Annotated in this window: 20 protein-coding genes; 4 read left to right on the top strand and 16 right to left on the bottom strand. The window is 53.9% G+C overall.

Annotation, left to right across the window (positions count from 1 at the left end; genetic code table 11):
- A partial coding sequence (locus H8Z83_RS13815) for an S-layer homology domain-containing protein (protein WP_187015565.1) occupies nt 1-201 on the top strand: 201 nt, incomplete at its 5' end.
- 430 nt (nt 202-631) lie between these two features.
- Here the strand turns inward: H8Z83_RS13815 and H8Z83_RS13810 are convergent.
- The 3 genes from H8Z83_RS13810 to H8Z83_RS13800 are packed head-to-tail and all read right to left on the bottom strand — an operon-like array spanning nt 632 to nt 5,357.
- On the bottom strand, nt 632-2,671 hold the full coding sequence (locus H8Z83_RS13810; RefSeq protein WP_187015564.1) for a C40 family peptidase: 2,040 nt from the start codon (nt 2,669-2,671) through the stop codon (nt 632-634).
- 6 nt (nt 2,672-2,677) lie between these two features.
- A complete protein-coding gene (locus tag H8Z83_RS13805) occupies nt 2,678-5,011 on the bottom strand; it encodes a VirB4-like conjugal transfer ATPase, CD1110 family (protein WP_187015563.1) in 2,334 nt (777 codons plus the stop codon).
- Nucleotides 5,004-5,357, bottom strand: a complete 354-nt coding sequence (locus H8Z83_RS13800; protein ID WP_187015562.1) for a PrgI family protein — start codon at nt 5,355-5,357, stop codon at nt 5,004-5,006. Before H8Z83_RS13800 ends, H8Z83_RS13805 begins: the two co-directional genes overlap by 8 nt.
- A 101-nt stretch (nt 5,358-5,458) precedes the next feature.
- Here H8Z83_RS13800 and H8Z83_RS13795 point away from each other — a divergent pair, with 101 nt between their 5' ends.
- Nucleotides 5,459-5,833, top strand: a complete 375-nt coding sequence (locus tag H8Z83_RS13795) for a molecular chaperone GrpE (RefSeq protein ID WP_187015561.1) — start codon at nt 5,459-5,461, stop codon at nt 5,831-5,833.
- Here H8Z83_RS13795 and H8Z83_RS13790 read toward each other — a convergent pair.
- Complete coding sequence (locus tag H8Z83_RS13790; protein WP_207732062.1) at nt 5,830-6,627, bottom strand: VirB6/TrbL-like conjugal transfer protein, CD1112 family; 798 nt, start codon at nt 6,625-6,627, stop codon at nt 5,830-5,832. The two genes, H8Z83_RS13795 and H8Z83_RS13790, sit on opposite strands and share 4 nt — an antisense overlap.
- Before the next feature lie 138 nt (nt 6,628-6,765).
- Between H8Z83_RS13790 and H8Z83_RS13785 the strand changes: the two genes are divergently transcribed.
- Both H8Z83_RS13785 and H8Z83_RS13780 read left to right on the top strand, forming a co-directional pair.
- Nucleotides 6,766-7,038, top strand: a complete 273-nt coding sequence (locus tag H8Z83_RS13785) for a type II toxin-antitoxin system Phd/YefM family antitoxin (RefSeq protein WP_187015560.1) — start codon at nt 6,766-6,768, stop codon at nt 7,036-7,038.
- Nucleotides 7,025-7,327, top strand: coding sequence for a type II toxin-antitoxin system RelE/ParE family toxin (locus H8Z83_RS13780; RefSeq protein WP_187015559.1), 303 nt, complete (start codon nt 7,025-7,027; stop codon nt 7,325-7,327). Before H8Z83_RS13785 ends, H8Z83_RS13780 begins: the two co-directional genes overlap by 14 nt.
- A gap of 46 nt (nt 7,328-7,373) precedes the next feature.
- Here the strand turns inward: H8Z83_RS13780 and H8Z83_RS13775 are convergent, their stop codons facing one another.
- From H8Z83_RS13775 to H8Z83_RS13720, 12 genes are all read right to left on the bottom strand, one after another.
- Complete coding sequence (locus H8Z83_RS13775; protein WP_187015558.1) at nt 7,374-7,700, bottom strand: formate hydrogenlyase; 327 nt, start codon at nt 7,698-7,700, stop codon at nt 7,374-7,376.
- Nucleotides 7,700-9,391 carry a VirD4-like conjugal transfer protein, CD1115 family gene (locus tag H8Z83_RS13770; RefSeq protein ID WP_243185020.1) on the bottom strand — a complete coding sequence of 564 codons (1,692 nt, stop codon included), beginning with the start codon at nt 9,389-9,391 and terminating at the stop codon, nt 7,700-7,702. The genes H8Z83_RS13775 and H8Z83_RS13770 overlap by 1 nt, the downstream gene beginning before the upstream one ends.
- Nucleotides 9,392-9,510: 119 nt before the next feature.
- Nucleotides 9,511-10,248: a DUF3801 domain-containing protein gene (locus H8Z83_RS13765; RefSeq protein WP_187015557.1), complete on the bottom strand. Its 738-nt coding sequence runs from the start codon at nt 10,246-10,248 to the stop codon at nt 9,511-9,513.
- On the bottom strand, nt 10,229-11,635 hold the full coding sequence (locus H8Z83_RS13760; protein WP_187015556.1) for a relaxase/mobilization nuclease domain-containing protein: 1,407 nt from the start codon (nt 11,633-11,635) through the stop codon (nt 10,229-10,231). The genes H8Z83_RS13765 and H8Z83_RS13760 overlap by 20 nt, the downstream gene beginning before the upstream one ends.
- Complete coding sequence (locus H8Z83_RS13755) at nt 11,635-11,952, bottom strand: plasmid mobilization protein (RefSeq protein WP_172697350.1); 318 nt, start codon at nt 11,950-11,952, stop codon at nt 11,635-11,637. Before H8Z83_RS13755 ends, H8Z83_RS13760 begins: the two co-directional genes overlap by 1 nt.
- Before the next feature lie 224 nt (nt 11,953-12,176).
- Entirely contained in the window at nt 12,177-12,575 is a 399-nt protein-coding gene (locus tag H8Z83_RS13750) for a DUF6329 domain-containing protein (protein WP_187015555.1), read from the bottom strand.
- 99 nt (nt 12,576-12,674) lie between these two features.
- Nucleotides 12,675-13,583, bottom strand: coding sequence for a HipA domain-containing protein (locus tag H8Z83_RS13745; RefSeq protein ID WP_187015554.1), 909 nt, complete (start codon nt 13,581-13,583; stop codon nt 12,675-12,677).
- A gap of 6 nt (nt 13,584-13,589) precedes the next feature.
- Nucleotides 13,590-13,856 (bottom strand): hypothetical protein, encoded by a 267-nt coding sequence (locus tag H8Z83_RS13740; protein ID WP_187015553.1) that lies wholly within the window; start codon nt 13,854-13,856, stop codon nt 13,590-13,592.
- A 94-nt stretch (nt 13,857-13,950) separates the two neighbouring features.
- Nucleotides 13,951-14,679: a DNA-methyltransferase gene (locus H8Z83_RS13735; RefSeq protein ID WP_187015552.1), complete on the bottom strand. Its 729-nt coding sequence runs from the start codon at nt 14,677-14,679 to the stop codon at nt 13,951-13,953.
- Nucleotides 14,669-14,932, bottom strand: a complete 264-nt coding sequence (locus tag H8Z83_RS13730; RefSeq protein ID WP_187015551.1) for a hypothetical protein — start codon at nt 14,930-14,932, stop codon at nt 14,669-14,671. The genes H8Z83_RS13735 and H8Z83_RS13730 overlap by 11 nt, the downstream gene beginning before the upstream one ends.
- Nucleotides 14,933-14,938: 6 nt before the next feature.
- Nucleotides 14,939-15,709 carry a DUF7768 domain-containing protein gene (locus tag H8Z83_RS13725; RefSeq protein WP_187015550.1) on the bottom strand — a complete coding sequence of 257 codons (771 nt, stop codon included), beginning with the start codon at nt 15,707-15,709 and terminating at the stop codon, nt 14,939-14,941.
- Nucleotides 15,706-16,341: a hypothetical protein gene (locus H8Z83_RS13720; protein ID WP_243185018.1), complete on the bottom strand. Its 636-nt coding sequence runs from the start codon at nt 16,339-16,341 to the stop codon at nt 15,706-15,708. Before H8Z83_RS13720 ends, H8Z83_RS13725 begins: the two co-directional genes overlap by 4 nt.
- Nucleotides 16,342-16,344: the final 3 nt, after the last annotated feature.

The raw sequence follows: 16,344 nt of genomic DNA, 5'->3' as shown, positions 1-16,344 counted from the left end.
TACCGCGCACTGGGCACCGCGCCCACCACGGTGAACGGCTTCACCGACGTGACGGCCGATGCTTTCTATGCTGACGCAGTGGCCTGGGCCGTGGAGAGCGGCGTGACCAACGGTACGTCTGCTTCCACCTTCAGCCCCAACAACGGCTGTACCCGCGCCCAGATCGTGACCTTCCTGTTCCGTGCCTATCAGGGCAAGTAAGGGTAGCGACTGACGGGTAACCAAAAGTGAATCAGAACGGCGGCTCGGAATCAACGATTCCCTGCCGCCGTTCTTTGGTAAGCTGTGTAAGTGCTCAGTAACCACCCGGTAACGTAAGCGTCAATTCCAGCGGCGTCTGTACAGGCGAGGGTAAAGTGACAACTGCACCTATCCACGAAAAAACAGGCGTCAAAACTTACACCTGTGGGATTTGCAAGGCCACAAAGACGGAGAGCATTCCCAAATTGGTAAGCAGCGGCAGAGGCAGTAGTGATGGCGGTAGCAATAATACCCCTGGCGGTTAGTTACACCCGACGCCTATACCGTCAAAGCTGAGGGCGGCTGGACACACATAGGACAATAACGTGCTGCGGTACATCAAAATAAACAGGGGCTGTCCCAGAACAAATATTCTAGACAGCCCCTGACGCTATTTACTGTAGTAAAAGGGTCTGCTAACGGCAGTAAATCCTTCCTTGCCGGTAACCACCACATTGTTCGTGCCGCTGGCGCAGTGGATGACCATGATATTGCCGCTGCTGTCAAAGCCGCAGACAATACCGACATGGCTGTCACCCGGATAAAAGACAAGGTCTCCCGGCTGGGCGTCACTCCAAGCAATAGGCGTACAGTAGCTGTGCTGCGCAGTGGCCCCGCCGCCATGCCCAATGACGTATTGTCCGCCGCTCTGGTTGTAGAATACCCAATCCACCATTCCCGAACAATCCAGTCCGAAGGGCCGCACGGTGCCGGTGGTGGAACTGCCCTCGGCTGTAACTTTCATCGGCATTCCCCAACGGCTGTCCCAGCCTATAATCAATGACTTTCCTCCCCAGAAATAATGGACTTTGCCCAAGAGTTGATACGCCGTCAGCACAACTTGCCTGCGTTCCGCACTAAGGTCGGCGGGGAGATTCTCCATAATTTTCACCACATTCTCCGGGCTGAGTTCGATATTCTGATAACTTCCCGTCAAAGCCATGAACAGTTCCTGATATTTCGGCTGCATGAGTTCTTCTAACAATCTGCGCTTTTCCGTGTTGAATTGGTACTCATCCGCCATTTGCAGATGCGTTTTTATTGTGACGGTGATATGCAAAATGACCGTATCCGCTTCATCTTTGCCGCCTGGTACTATTTCCGTCCAATAAGTGATGGCGTTCATGTCCCAGAAGATTTCACGAAGGATCTCCATTTTTTCTTCGGTCAGCGTAGCGACCTCATCCGGCGAAGCGTTGTCCGTGGTGGTCCGCACAGCATAAACAGCCAGCACATCCCGCCAGTTGGAGATCATGGCGGCGTTGCCGGCGTTGGCCATATCCAGTTCGTCATGCGGGTTCTCTGCCTTGATCTGTTCAATCCGGGCGGCGAACTCGCCGTTCAATACGCTGACAGCTTCCGGCATGGTGTAGCCGGTGCCGCTGTCCTCTCCGGAGAAAAAGATCCCAAAAGGCGACACGATCAGAAGTCCAATCAGACAAATCACCAGCACCATGGCGACAACTGTGCTCCCACCAGCCGCTATTGCCGCAAGTAAGCTCTGGGCAGCGGCAATGATGGAGCGCAGCGCGCGGCCCGCCGCCTGCGCGGTTTTTTGCACCGCGGTTTCTGCCGCTTTTGTCATCTGCTGCCGCTTGGCCATCTGCATGGCCGCTTCTCTGGCAGCGTGTGTTCCGGCCGCAGTCGCATGGACGGTGGATGAGTGTACGGCCTGTTCGGCGGATAGACCAGTAGCTTTGCCCCCCTCACGGACCTTCGGTACGATCCCCGCGGCGTGATTCGGTGCTTTCGGCTCGGGGAGCCGATGCTTCTTCGGCGGCTGAATGCCGCCGTGCTCTTTGATTCTGCCTCTGCTGGTTGGCTCGAAACCTTCCGAACACAGCGAATCACCATGCAGATCATCCTGGTGCCGGAACCGCCGCTCTGCCCGCCTGCGCTGCGCCTGCTGGCGGGACGCTTTGCGACCCTGCTCTTGAATGAACGCCTGCTGACCCTGCCGCTGCGGCTCCGGTGCTGCCGTCATGACCGTTTTCCGCTGTGTACTGATATAGGCATTCTTCGTCTTGACTGCCTGCTTCATAGCCGCCTGCCGTGCCTGTTCCCGCACTGGCGGTGAGGGCGCTCTTGCCCTCGCCGCGTCAGTCTCTCTGGTGCGGATGACAGGCGGCACGTCGCTGTTGGAGCTGGGGACAGAGGCGTCACCCTGGGGTGACGCGCTCTGCTCCGTATTTTTCTTCTTGCGCTGCTTCAGCAGTTCCTTTTCGGCGCGGTGCAGGCCACTGGCGGCGGTGTCCTCAATGGCGTCGCCGCCATATTCATCCCGCCGCCCCTGCTGGGCGGTATCCCGGAGCTGAGTCCGCAGACGCTCCGAGCCGTCATCCAGCCCCTTGCGCAAAAGTTCCTTTGGCGCGGATACAGCTTTCTCTTTGACACGCTCACCCAGCGTGGGTTTTTCTTTAATTTTCTCCATGGGCTATCACGCAGCCAAGTCCGAGGGTTTTGTGGTCATTAAGCGGTAGAGCTTGTTCTTGGGGAAATGATCCACAAAAGGCACGATAGCGCTTCCGCACTTGATAAGCCCCCGGCCGGAGTCCACGTTGGTGATGTAGGAGAGCTGGTTGTCTGAGATATTCAGCAGGTGCGCCAGTTCTTCCCGATCCGTGGCCGCCTGATTCAGCATGATGAGAAATTCAGAGTTCGCCAGCATGGTGCGGGCCGTGTGCGACTGGAGCAGGTCTTCGATATTCTGGCTGATCCCCGTTCCGCAAGCCTGATACTTTCTCATACGCTTCCACAGGGTGAACAGGAAATTGGCGCTGTATTCATGCTGGAACAGCAGATAGATCTCGTCGATATAGATCCAGGTATTCCGCTTCAGCCCGCGGTTTCGGATGATGCGGTTGAAGATGCTGTCCAACACCACCAGCATTCCCACCGGCAAGAGCTGCTTGCCAAGATCCCGGATATCATAGCAAAGGATACGGGCATTGGTATCCACATTAGTGGGTTTGGCAAAGGTGTTCAAACTACCCTCCGTAAACAATTCGATTGCCAGTGCCACGTCCGCAGCTTCCTTTTCCGGCTGGCGGAGCAGCTCCGCATGAAAGTCCTGCAGGGTCGGGGCCTGCCCCTGATATCCGCCGCGGATGTAGTCCCGATAGATCTGGGCGGTGCAGCGGTCAATGATGGACTTTTCCTTGGCAGACAACTTCCCGGCGCCGATAAGCTGCTCACAAAGAGACAGCAAAAACTCAGATTTCAGCACCACAGGATTCTCGCCGTCACCGTAGCCCTGCTCCATATCCATGGCGTTGATATGGTTGGGTGATGTGGCGGAGATATTGATGACCTGACCGCCCAGCCCTTCCACCAGCGGACGGTACTCGGATTCAGGGTCGATGATGATAATATCATCGTCGGTAGACAATGCCAGTGACACCATCTCCTTCTTGGCGCTGAAGGATTTTCCGGAACCGGAAACACCCAGAATGAAGGCGTTGCCATTCAACAGCCGTTTGCGATCCGCTACGATAAGATTTTTGCTGATGGCGTTCTGCCCGTAGTACACGCCGCCCCGGTCCCAGATCTCCTGTGCCTTGAAGGGCATGAGCACAGCCAACGCCTCGGTGGTGAGCGTGCGGAGGGCGTCGATGCGGCGCAGGCCCAGCGGCAGCGCCGTCACAAGGCCGTCTGCCTGCTGCCAGTTCAGGGTCGTGAGCTGACAGAGGTGCTTGCGGGCAATGGACTGCAGCGTTTCCGTGTCACTGTCCAGTTCCTCCTTGCTGTCCGCCAGATGCACCAGCGTCACCACTGCGAACATCATGCGTTGATCACGGGTGGTGAGATCGTCCAGCATCTCACGGGTCTCCTTGCGCTGCTGTTCCAGATCGTAGGGGACAACGGCAGAAAAGTTATTGTTGGCGTTCTGTCGGCGCTGCCAGTTGGTCACATTGGTCTCCACACCCAGCAGGCGGTTCTGCATCTCTCGCACCGCCTCGTCGGTAGGGACAGGGATGATGTCAATGGACAGCATGAGACTGCGGTTCAGGCTGGTGAGCTCATTGATCATAGCGTCCTTGATATAGCTGGCATACTCCTTCAGGAACAGTACCCGGCCATACTTACCGCCCATGACAAAGTGGTCTTTCTTAAACTCCATGCTGTCCGGACAGACGGCGTCCTTGAAGGAACAGCCACGCTTCATGCAGTCTGTTAGATCCAATCGGAACTGCGTTTCTTCACCCACGCGGTAGAAATCATGAAGGATGCGGAGGCGTTCCACGGCGTCCAGTTCCTCACAGCGGGAGTCCATGTGATTGAGTCGGGAAGTCACATCATTGACTGTGCGGTCAAAAAAAGTGCGGGCTTCCTCGATATTTTTCTTATGTGCCGACAGGGTGATATAGCGTTCCTGCACCACGCTGTTGGAGGAATCGGTAACCTTATCCAACAGCATGGCATTATACTCCGCCCGTCCGCCGTCCAGAAAATCTCCGCGAGCGGGAATGAGGATTTCCTGTTCAAAGTTGCGGCGGTTCAGGCGCTTATTGTTGATGGTGATTTTTGTAGTAGAGCCGGTATCCAGCGCGTTCAGCAATTCGGAATAGCTGAGAAACATAGCTGTCTTATCCTCTTTGGATGCAATGGCGTAGTTGATATCGCTGAATCGCAGTGTCTTGGAATACTTGCTGTCAAACTGAAAGACCCCATCCGGCCAGAGTCGCCGGATGGGGATGGTATCCTGTACAGATCTCGGTACCTTGAATTGTTCTTTGTCCTGTTTTAACGTAGTCTGCAGGGTTTTAATCAAGATTCAACGCCTCCTTCACAGATGAGTGTGCCATCAGTTTTGCGTACATATTTTCCGATTTGAACACAAGCCGTTTTGGGGTGAGAAATTCCGAGCGAAAAAAAGCCAATAAAAATTGTTCCAGAGTCATGCCGTTGTACTGGAAAAAACCGCCCAGAGCAAATGGGAACGCGGCCAGAATGCAGACCCAGCCAATCTCGCCATTCCCCAGCACGGGGCGCAGCCCAAAATAAACACCTACCGCCACGGCTACCGCCAGCAGGGCAAACAAAAACTGCCGCAGTGACAGTCCAAAAAACAGACTTTCCTGATAGTTGCGCACTTCCTTGTTGATGCGTACCTCCAATATATCAACTCCTTTTTGAGAATTGGCATACAGCCTCTTGTATGATCGGCACGGCTATGGTAACATAGCGCCGTATCCAAAACTGAGAGGAGGCTCTTTGCATGCCGGTCATTCTTTTGAGCATAGCAATGCTCATCATCTCTATCATTTTCAAGTTGGCCGCCGTATTTCGCTTGACGATTCCGCTGCTGTATGTGATCGCTATGAATACATTTTGGCATAGTTGGTATCAGGCACACCAAAGCCTGGGTGATATTATTTTCTTTGTCCTCCTTGGTCTGGTAGTCCTGTCTTGGATCATTTCTCTGGTTCGGAAGATACAAAGCATCTTCCAGAAGCGCCAAGAAGAAAAAGACCTAGAGAGTATTGTTCGCTATCGTATCCGTGAGCAGCAAAGAAACGGTGTGCAGCCGGATGAGTATGGCGGCTATGCCATGGACCTGAGCGACATTGAATTGTCTGACGATGAGGATTAACCCAGGCCTATCAGTTCCCGGATGATCCGGTCACTCATCTTGATGGCCCCCACCAGCACCAGCATATTGAAAATCAGTTCACCTACATAGTTCCACACAATGGTGGCTGCCGCCAGCGTATCGTCCGCAATGGCAGGCGGCGAGGACGCGAACGCCGAAAAAATCACACAAGCCAATACGATGACACAGCCCTCCAGACAGATGGCGGCATAGCTTTTCAAAAAGGCTACGCCAATGCTGCTGGAGGGCTGGCCCGCAAAGCTGGCCAGCGGTACAGGGGCGATGGCCGTTGCGATATAGAGCTTGAAAAAACGGCTATACACCGTCAGGATCATCACGAGGGACAAAACCCAGATAAAAAGGGAGCCCAGCAGCGTCACCGCCCATAAGGGGATAGAATCGAAAAAGCCCACATCCTCGATGATGCTCGCCATCTCATCCGGCAGTGCCGTAGCCGACATGGCCGTCAGGCCGGACGAGTCGATGATCGTTGTCACCATGCCCTGAGCTACCCGGAAGGCCCCTGTCATCAGTTCCATGCCCCAGGTCACCGCCGCCTGCGCCAGCACAAAGCGGATGAAGCACTTGAACGCCAGTTCCGGCTTCTTCATCTCCGCAAAGCTGCCGCAGGTTTTTACAATGCCCATAACAAAGAACAGCACCAACAGCGCATATCCTACCGCTTTCAATCCGTCGTTGATACCGACGATGACATTCCAGATACCGCCGCCCTTGAAATTCTCCGGCGATGTGGCGATGAGCTGCCAGATTTCCTCCAGCCTGCCATTCCACATCTCCAGCGCGGAGTTTAAGTTATCTATGATCCAATTTCCACTTCCGATCGTTTTCGCCTTCTTTCTTTGCTCAAAATTCGTATTGATATTTGCTCATTATTTTGCTATACTATGGTTGAAAACAAGGAGGTGCAAGGTATGCCAAGTATTCGTCCTATTTCCGATCTTCGCAGCAATGCCAATGAGATCTCGGACTTCTGCCGCCAGACTCGTGAGCCCGTTTATATCACCCGCAACGGCACCGGCGACATGGTAGTGATCAGTATGGAGGAGTATGAGCGCCAGCAGGCACTCATTGATCTCTATGGAAAGCTGGCCGTGGCGGAACAGGAGATCGCCTCCGGTGCGGAAGGCGAGGATTTCTTGACGCTGGCGAAGAGCCTGCGGGAGCGTGTTCATGGAAACGTATAAAATCAAGATATTTCCCACCGCCAAGCAGGACTTGGAGGAAGTAATTGGATATCTGAACACGCTGTCCCCGGATGCTGCGTTGAAGTATTATGACTTGCTGGTCGAAGAGATCGCCAGCTTATCCAAAATGCCAGAACGCTGTCCGAAGCCGAAGGATCTGGCGCTGGCTGCAAAAGGCTACCGCTATCTCATCGTCAAAAATTATCTGGTGTTCTATGTCATTATTGGCGACACAGTGCAGATCCGCAGAATTTTATATGCCCGCAGAGATTACAGCGCATTACTGTGAAGCAGATGGCGGAGTGCATTGAAAACGATGCACTCCGCCGTTTTTTTCAGCCAGTGATCAAAGTGAGTATCTCCTTGGTAAAGGTGATCACGATGCCGCCTGCCACGGTGAGCATACCGTTGGCTCGCTGGGAGGGATCATGGCTCTTGAGAGACAGGCCCACCTGCAGGATGCCGAAGCCCAGCAGGATAAGGCCAATGGCGCGGATGAGAGAGAAAATAAACTCACTCAGATTATTGACCACCGTCAGCGGGTCGTCCGCAGCCAGCGCGGGAACTGCGGTGACCATCATCACCATGGCTGTACAGGCAAGGATGGCGTAGATGCGCGTTACCTTTCGTTCAAAGTTGTTGGTTTTCAGATCATGTTTCATTATGCAGCAATCTCCTTTTCATCGTTTTGATCAAATCGGAACAGCGGTTCTCCTGGCAGGGTCGGTGTCGCTGTCCCGTGGTGGATATAGGGCGGTGCGCCGCCGTCCATGGTATAGCGGATGGCAGGATGCTCCATGAGCTCGTATTTCAGATCCAGCACCGGTCTGGCCCCACGGATGAACAGGATACAGTACCGGTTGTCCAACATCCGTACCTCATCCGGGGTCAGCAGTTCTCTGCCGCTCATCTGGAAGTTGGTGGAGTAGGAACCGGAGCGCCCCTTCGTCTGCCCATGGGTCTTGGTGTCGATGGTGGACTTGCCCAGGGCCTCCGAAATGTACTTGTGGGTACTGCTCTCGTTACCGCCAAGGTAGAGAAGGGTATCCGAGTTGCCGGGGATGGTTTCCCACGAATCCTTATACAGTTCCTTGATCTGCGCCATGTTCTGGATGATGGTGCTGCACGAAATATTTCGGGAGCGCATGGTTGCCAATTCCCGTGGCAGACCGGGCAGATTGATAGATGGAGCCTCGTCCAAAATAAAGTGGACATGGCACGGCAGCGCCCCATGGTGGATCTGGTCGGCACAGTAGTACAGCGTCTGGAATATCTGGGAGTACAGCAGGCTGACAAGAAAATTGAAAGTCGTATCATTATCCGGGATCACGGCATAGAGGGCACATTTTTTCTCTCCCAGGGTATACAAGTCCATGTCATCATGATCGGTGATGGCCTTGATCTGCGGCAGATTGAATGGGGCCAGCCGCACGGCGGCGCTTACCAAAATACTTTTCGCTGTCTTGCCCGCCGCCTGCTTGAATACCTTATACTGCCGCAGGGCCACACTTTCCGGATGCTCATGTTCCATCGCCTTAAACAGCAGGTCCAACGGCGAGATGTATTCGTCATCATCCTCCCGGACTTCAGCGTATTCCAGCACGCGCATGACCATGGAAAAGTTCTGTTCATACTCCGGCGCTTCCTGATGCAGCATGAGGATAATGGCTTGGAGCAGAGCTGTTTCTGACTTCGTCCAGAACGGGTCAGACTCATGGCTGCCTTTGGGCGTGGTCGCCTGGATCAGCGTATTCACCAGCTTCAGAGCATCTTTCTCATCCCGCAGGTAGCAGAAGGGGTTATAGCCGTCAGACTGTTCCAAATTCACGAGATTCAGCACGCGGACGTCATAGCCCTTCTTTTTCAGGTATCCGCCCGTGTCGGTCAGGACTTCCATTTTCGGGTCCGTGATCACATAATTGGTATTGGCCTCTAAAATGTTTGGCTTCACATAGCCGCGGGTCTTGGCCGCGCCGCTGCCGCCGATGACCAGCACATTCAAGGAGCGCCGGTGTTTGTGGGTATCCAGCCCCAGCCGCACATGGCGGGTCAGGATCTTATTCTGTTTTTGACAGAACTGCGCATTGACCTGCCTGGGCGAGCCCCACATGGCCGAGCCATGTTCCTCGCCATCCCGCGTCCTGCCGCTTTCCGCGTCATAGATGCACAGGCTCATAATGTAAACGCCGGTACAAATCAGGATGGTCAACAGGCTCTTGTCCGTCCATTGGATCTGGAATGGATGCTCCAGCGCGGCGGTCAGGTTGGAGAACAGATCCGGCAAACCGCCGCCAAGGGATTGTGCAATGAGCAGCGCCGCCCAGATGACCGGGATATGGAGGAAAAGGCGCAAAATTAGGTTGCTTTGCTTGGATGTTTGTTTCAGACAATTCACCTCCGGGAGAACAAAATAGCAGTCCCATCGGCGGATCGTGTATCGCCAATGGGACTGCTTTGGGTGATCTATAATACTTATTTCATTTTACCATTTTTACTCTTTTGCCGATTTTTTGTTCTGGCCGGGGCAGGCTTCTGCTGCTGATCCAACTGTGCCTTGTAGCCCTTCAGACGTTCCAGCACGGAGGGGCGTTCCTCACTCGTCATCCGGCTCCCGTCTTTGGACGAGGTCGAGCTGGGCACGGTAGCGGGCAAGTCTTGTCCCGACCGAGATCCTTTTTTTGGCTCCACCTCCTGACGCTGGCCCACAGGCGGTGTCACAGGGGTGTTCTCTTGGGGGCGCTGATCCTGCTCGACTTGGGTTGCAGCCTGCCTTTCACGGGCTTCTCTGGCCTTGGACGGGGCTTGCTCCCGTGGAGGCTGCTGTGCCTGCGCTGGTTGACCGAGGTAATGGATGCGCTCGAAGATCATATTCGCTCTGTCGATCTCCGTTACCGGCATGATGACATCCACCACCTTGCCGTGACCGTCCGTATCCCGAATGGCAGAGAATAAGATTTTCTGCTTTCCAGCCTTCTTTTTGAATGCCTGATACTGCTCCGGAGACATGGCGAACCGACGCACGTCGCGGGTCTCTTTCAGCATCTTCACGAGGTTGACTTTGCCGGAGATCGTCTTATGGTTTTTTGCCAGTGCCAGCGTCAGCGCCAGCATATTTTTAAGGCCGGAACCGCTCAGCCGGACAGCTACCTCACCGCCGGAGAGCATCATGCGCACTAATTGGTCCGCCGCTTCACCGCCTCCGATGTTCATGTTCCCGCACCTCCTTCTGGTGTTCTTCTGTTTTTTGAATGTCCTGTTCCATGACAGGCACTTGGTTTTGTATCTTATGGCAGAGCTTCAGCTTTTGCCGCTCCGTGCGGATCTCGCGGTTCAGCTCCGCCAACTGTTCATAGATCTCCGCCTTTTCTTCCGTCAGCCGGTTCCTGGGAACACCGCTGCTCTCCAGCAGCGCCACCGCTTCCATGTACCGTTCAAATTCCGCCTCCATGCCGGTCAGGCCTTCTTCATAGAGCGCTTTGCTGGGAGCCAACGCTTCCACATCCGCCAAAGCCGTATACAGTTTTTGCCGTTTCTTTTTCCGCACATTGAGGATGGTACGCTGCTTGATGAGTTTGGCCAGCGTTTCCTCTGTGCGTTGTTCGAATGCCGCCATGTCAGCAGGCGTTGTGATGTCATTTTCCCGCAGGAACGCGAACTGCGCCTGATACTGCTCGAAGCGCATGACTTCCTGCCGCAGATGCGGCGTCATGCGGGGCGGATACTGCCGCTGCCCGATCTTACCCAGCAAATAGAGATAATGCACATAGAGGGCAAGGAAGCCGGTGTATTTCGGATGCGCCAGGTATGGCCGATACTTAGGCCGTGAGAGCACGGTGGGACGGCTGCCTGCTTCAATTTCCGCAAGATTTCCTTGAATAGCAGCACGGATACCATTCTCCGTGAACAGCGTATTGCGTCTGCCGGGATACTGGAATCTCTCCTGTCCCCGCAGGCGAAAACCCAGCCGATCACCGTGGCGGATCTCATATCCCATGTGTTCCATGAGCAGGAAGAAGTGTCCGAGATCGTTGGCGTCCTGGATAGCCGCCCGCAGATCTGCTTCCAGCATGGAGCGAAAGGTCGGCTGGCCCTTAGACCGCCGCAGCCACTCCACATAGCTGATGGCTTTGGCAGACTCTCCCGCCATGATAACGGACAGGCCATGCTCCCGGCAGAGCCGGTCTGAGATGCCGCGGATCTGCTGATAGTAACTTTGTTGGGTACTGTGGTATTTCTCACCAGTGTCCGCATTGACGGAATTGAATACGATATGCGAATGGATATGGTGTCGATCCACGTGCGTACCGATGACCGCCTCAAACCCGTCCAGGTGTTCCCGCACAAATTCTTTGGCTATCTCCAACGCCAGTTCCGGTGTGATCTCACCGGGGCGGAATGATTGAATAATGTGGTAACATTGACGCCCGTCTGTCCGGTGTGTTTCCCACTTGGTCTGCATCATCTGGCGGTATTCACGCCCTGGATCACAGTTGAAGTGAGCCGTTAAGATACAGTCATCCGTTTTATCCCCATTGAGGACATAATCAATGGCCTGCTGCAGGCCACCGCTACGGGGAAGTATTTTGGTAACGGCCACTACTTATTCGCCACCTGAAACATCAGTTCATAGACCTGATCCAGCAGATAGAGTCCCCGTCTGGCATCCTCTGGTTTGGCAATGCCGGCATTAACACTGCGGGCGATCTGATTGATGTTATTTCCGATGTGATGGATCTCCGTTCGCAGGTCTTTGATCTCCTGGCTGGGGCGGGATTTGACCGGCTGCCCTTCAATGAGACTGGCAAGGTAGGCCCGCTTCGTCAAGCGGCACTGCTTTGCCTGACTGCACAGCAGTCTGTACTGCCGAGGTGTCAGGACAATATGAAGATGGTGTCTTTTTTCGATTTCAGCCATTTCGTGCTCCTTCCTGCGGCGCTGCCGCGTTACTTCCGCTCGCAGGCGGCATTGGGGACTGGGGCTTACCCCAGCAAGCTGTGCAAATGTACATTTGCGCGATGCTTGCGCCAGCGCCGCCCACGGCGGCGTTGGCTGCGGCCCTGCGGGCCGGAGGTTCTTTTTTAAGTGGTTGGTTGATTGCAATGTTGGGCGGGCGCAGCCCGCTTCCTCGTAAAAAGAAATCAGCGTTCCGGGCCGGAGCGCTGACGAAGACACTTTTCATTTGCGCGCTCTACCGGAATGCCGTCCAGCGCGAGGGCTTTCTTATCCGGGATAAAGGCCGCGTACCTGGCATAGTCAAAACCATCGGCCTCTATCAGCAGGCCGGTGTTCACATCTCGGCAGGTCACGAACAGACAGAGAAATGTTTCAGTTTTTCCATCGAACCCCATATCCGACACGTTCCGGGATATGAAGGAAACATCCCGCAAAAGCTCGTTCATGTAGCGGCGGTACTGCTCTTTCGGCAGTTCGATCACTTTTGTGATCTGGAACCGCGCTTTCTCCGGGAACGGAGCCTTCTCGAGAATATCCCGCACACTGGCTGCTTTCCGATAAAAACTCGCAAAATTTTCTGACATACTTCTCTCCTTGTGGCAGGGTGTTTTGTGAACACCCTTATAGAAAAAGCAGGGTGTTTTGTGAACACCCTGCTCTTGAAAAAACGTTTTGTTTATTTATTACCGTGCCTCAAGTTCTTTGGACTTTTCCCTTTTCCGCAGCTTTTCCATTGCAAAATCAAGGATGCGTTCTTTCCGTGTCTGCAGCATTGTCTTATAGAACTGCTTTTGCAGATCCGAAATGAATGGAGTCTCATCCACGATACGGAAAATTGCATCCATGTTGATTTTGGGCAGTATCCGCTTCAATGCTTTGCTGCAATCTGCATTCTCCAAAGAGGAAATAAAATCAAAGTAGTTGATTTTTTTGCCATTGACCTTAATGCTGGAAAGAGGGATTGAGAAAGTGCGAAAATCTCGTTCCTGCTGCTTATCTATGGTGTCTCGCATGATGGCTTCATCAGCCTGGGGATACAGGCAGCTCCCGCAGTCATACACAGGGGCAATGGCAATTTCGTCTGTCGCGGTATTATAGAGAAAACCCCAGTTTCCGTTGTGCCGATCCCAATTTCCGATCAGCGCGTCTATAATGAATACATTCCAAAAATGCTGCTGCAACAATGCGGGAGGGAATGCTGTCTGATCCTCCATGGCCCGCATGATGTCAGACAGTTCTGTACCATACCCGCTGTGACCGGAATCGATCACCGTGTTTTTCAGCGAGGCAAAGTCCTGCAGCACAATTCCGGGAGAGGTAAAATCCTTGCAAGCAACAACAATCTTTTTTACGCCATTTTTTTCATAAGTGCCAAGGAGAGTTTCCTGAGCGTTGATCCCAACGCTGTTGAAAATATGGCAGCCGATATACTCGGTAACGCAACTGTTGGCATAACTCAAGTCTTTATTCTTGGGGGCTTGTGCGGGGAACTTCAGCATATACTGTTCGCCTTGATAAATTACAGCTCGCTTTGCGCCGTTTGCCCCTGCATAGAATTTATTGCGAGTGGGGAGGTCTGTAAAGTTTATCAAGAGGTATCACTCTCTTTCCATGCGAAGATACTTTTCACGCAAATACCATGCCTGCTCGGGAGAAATAATCCGTTCGACTTCGGCTGAGTTAATGTCCGCATTCAGATTACACCAGTAGATGTCCCAATGAGGATCTCGGCTTCCGCTGTCTATAATGGCCCAAGATTTTTGCATCTCCTGAATAGAAGCCCGCAAATCATCGGGAAGTCCGCATTCAAGATACGACTGATCCAACGGCTTTCCGGTTTCCTGATCATATTGTGCGTGATTCATAACTAATTCCTCACAATGCTCTCTTACTGGATCGTTTTTATTATACCGATTTTCCGGCATTATAGCAAGTCCCTTTGCCAGACAGCGCAGCAGGTCACGCAGCTTCCTCCAGTTCTGAACAGATTCTTTCTCTTGCCAGCTTGGCATAGGTGTCGGTCACTTCAATGCCGGTGGCGGAATAACCCTCCAGAACAGCCGCCAGCACCGTGGTGCCGGAACCGGCGAAGGGGTCCAGAATATGGCCGCCCGGTTCCGTGATCTTCACAATGTCCCGCATGAGCTGCAAGGGTTTCTCCGTAAGATGAATGCGGTTCTGCGGATTGCCATATTTGAACACTCCTGGCAGACAGGGCACCGGACGGCTGATAGGCATATCTCCGTTGGAACCCCAGACAATGTACTCCGCCTGCTGGCGGAAGCGGCCCTTCTGAGGACGGCTGTTGCCCTTATCCCAGACAGCGGTGCCCCGCCAGATCCATCCCGCCCATTGAAGGGCATCGGTGGCTGCGGGCAGCTGCCGCCAGTCGATGAACATACACACCGGCGCACCGGGCTTGCTTGCTTTCCTCGCCTCGTACAGCCATTCTGCCGCCCAGCGGGTCCAGGAGCGCTGGTCCTTGGCATCGCCGTCAAAGGGAGGTGGCGCGTTCTCCCCCATACTGGAATACTTTCTGGCGGTGGACTTGTTTTTCTCGGATTGTGTCCGGCCTCCGGAAGCATACGGGGGATCGGTGATGACAGCACCGAAGGTGTTGGGGGCGAACCCGCTCAGCACCTTCAGCGCGTCACCTTGAATGATCTCCCATTTCTGGTTATCGTTCATGTGTGTGGTCCTCCTTGTTTTTGTTTTTTGCGGGAATACTGCCGGATAACTCCGTCTCTACATACTCGCTGATGATTCCCAAGGCTTCCTCATAGCTGTGGCAGTCTCCGCCCATGATACGGTTTTGCATCTCTTTTGCCTCGGCTGTCATACCGTTTTGCCGCAGTGTCCGGCTTGCAAGACCGATGAGATTGAAAATATTGCCGTTCTGCCCGACAAGGGGGCAGGACGGCTTTTTGCGTTCCTGCTCCATGAAGGCTTACCGCTCCTTTCTGCCGGAACGCCTGGGCGGCGTCCGGCCAATGGTTTTCTGGTCCGTCATCATCGGAATTCCCAGCTTACTGGCATGATGGATCTCATCCCACATCTCGTCTGTCCAGACGGAACCGTAGACGTTGACCTGCTGGCAGGCTTCCAGCAGACGCAGGGACATCTCCTTGGTTTTAGCGTCTTGCTCCGGGTGATTCGGATTTGCGGCGTATGAAAACAGTATGTGCGGGCAGATGGGGACATCACCATCTGCAAACACCTCCAGCGCCTTTTGCCGGGCAAATTCGATGTTCTTTTTTACATTGCCCTGCAGCGGCGCACAGATATATACCAGTTTGGAGCCAACCAGACTCCGTTCCGGTACACGTTCCCGGAATGCGGACAGGTATTGCCCAATAGCCTGCCTGAGTATGTCATAATCCGCGGCATCTGGATGGTAGACGTACCAGTCTAACTCTCCATAATCGCTCCGCAGGTGCGGTATGACTCCACTACGGAAGTTTGGATTGCCGGGAACGATCCTTTTTCCCCATACATCCTCGAAGCGTACCAGGGTCTTGTCCACCACGCCCTCTGTGCGGTTGAGTACCGCGAGACGTATTGCATCATAATCGGCAGCAACATGGGCGGAGAAGAGTTCAGCCCGCACACGCAGGTCCTTCCCAAGTTCGCCTACGCAGACACGCCCGGAGAATTGCGGGCGATCTATCAAACCGCTGTTTTCGAACAGCTTGCGGAGCTCCTGTTCGTAGCCAGTCATCGTTCCATCCCTCGCTTCTTGGATTTTTCTTTTTGTGGAGCATGCTCCTTTCTGGGTCTGAGGGTGTCTTTAACCGTGCCGCGCAGAATGCGGCGGCCGCTATCGGAGATAAGAACAGTAATGTCTTTCAAATCATTGAGGATCTCTTCACCGGGCAGAACAGCACCGGCCCCACAGACCTTTACATTCCCCCGCACACTCCCGCACACCTTACAGTGGCCGGATAGAATCGGTGGTTTAAATTTGTCTGGGCCGCAAATGATCTGCGCAAAACCGGATGCGTATGCATTCCCACACATCACAGCCCCGCGCAGGTAAGCATCATCCTCCGCACGGGCTTGTCCATACAGAGCAGACCCGCAGGACACATAGGCATGATCGCAGGCAATGGCGGTATTGTGCAGGCTGGAGTCCTGATTCACATAGGCGCTGCCGCAGGCAATGGCATCATCGAAGATCCATGCGCTGTCAGACAGTTCTGTTTCCAGATTGTGTTCTCCCTCCACGAAGCCGCCCAGATCCCCAGCTTTTACATTTTCCCCAATATCCCGCAGCGCCCGGATGCGGTGGAGAAACGGATAAGTTTCATGAGCAATATCGGTGATCTCATATTTTTTGTTGCTCGTTTTCATCAA

This window comes from Dysosmobacter segnis (assembly GCF_014297285.1).
Lineage (GTDB): Bacteria > Bacillota > Clostridia > Oscillospirales > Oscillospiraceae > Oscillibacter > Oscillibacter segnis.
Note: the sequence above shows the minus strand (reverse complement) of the source record. Positions and strands in the feature narration are given on the sequence as shown.

What these genes read in the sequence shown, in the direction of transcription:
- H8Z83_RS13810 (WP_187015564.1), bottom strand. Translation starts at nt 2,671, where the DNA reads ATGGAGAAAATTAAAGAAAAACCCACGCTGGGTGAGCGTGTCAAAGAG.
- H8Z83_RS13795 (WP_187015561.1), top strand. Translation starts at nt 5,459, where the DNA reads ATGCCGGTCATTCTTTTGAGCATAGCAATGCTCATCATCTCTATCATT.
- H8Z83_RS13790 (WP_207732062.1), bottom strand. Translation starts at nt 6,627, where the DNA reads ATGTGGAATGGCAGGCTGGAGGAAATCTGGCAGCTCATCGCCACATCG.
- H8Z83_RS13785 (WP_187015560.1), top strand. Translation starts at nt 6,766, where the DNA reads ATGCCAAGTATTCGTCCTATTTCCGATCTTCGCAGCAATGCCAATGAG.
- H8Z83_RS13780 (WP_187015559.1), top strand. Translation starts at nt 7,025, where the DNA reads ATGGAAACGTATAAAATCAAGATATTTCCCACCGCCAAGCAGGACTTG.
- H8Z83_RS13775 (WP_187015558.1), bottom strand. Translation starts at nt 7,700, where the DNA reads ATGAAACATGATCTGAAAACCAACAACTTTGAACGAAAGGTAACGCGC.
- H8Z83_RS13765 (WP_187015557.1), bottom strand. Translation starts at nt 10,248, where the DNA reads ATGAACATCGGAGGCGGTGAAGCGGCGGACCAATTAGTGCGCATGATG.
- H8Z83_RS13755 (WP_172697350.1), bottom strand. Translation starts at nt 11,952, where the DNA reads ATGGCTGAAATCGAAAAAAGACACCATCTTCATATTGTCCTGACACCT.
- H8Z83_RS13750 (WP_187015555.1), bottom strand. Translation starts at nt 12,575, where the DNA reads ATGTCAGAAAATTTTGCGAGTTTTTATCGGAAAGCAGCCAGTGTGCGG.
- H8Z83_RS13740 (WP_187015553.1), bottom strand. Translation starts at nt 13,856, where the DNA reads ATGAATCACGCACAATATGATCAGGAAACCGGAAAGCCGTTGGATCAG.
- H8Z83_RS13735 (WP_187015552.1), bottom strand. Translation starts at nt 14,679, where the DNA reads ATGAACGATAACCAGAAATGGGAGATCATTCAAGGTGACGCGCTGAAG.
- H8Z83_RS13730 (WP_187015551.1), bottom strand. Translation starts at nt 14,932, where the DNA reads ATGGAGCAGGAACGCAAAAAGCCGTCCTGCCCCCTTGTCGGGCAGAAC.
- H8Z83_RS13725 (WP_187015550.1), bottom strand. Translation starts at nt 15,709, where the DNA reads ATGACTGGCTACGAACAGGAGCTCCGCAAGCTGTTCGAAAACAGCGGT.
- H8Z83_RS13720 (WP_243185018.1), bottom strand. Translation starts at nt 16,341, where the DNA reads ATGAAAACGAGCAACAAAAAATATGAGATCACCGATATTGCTCATGAA.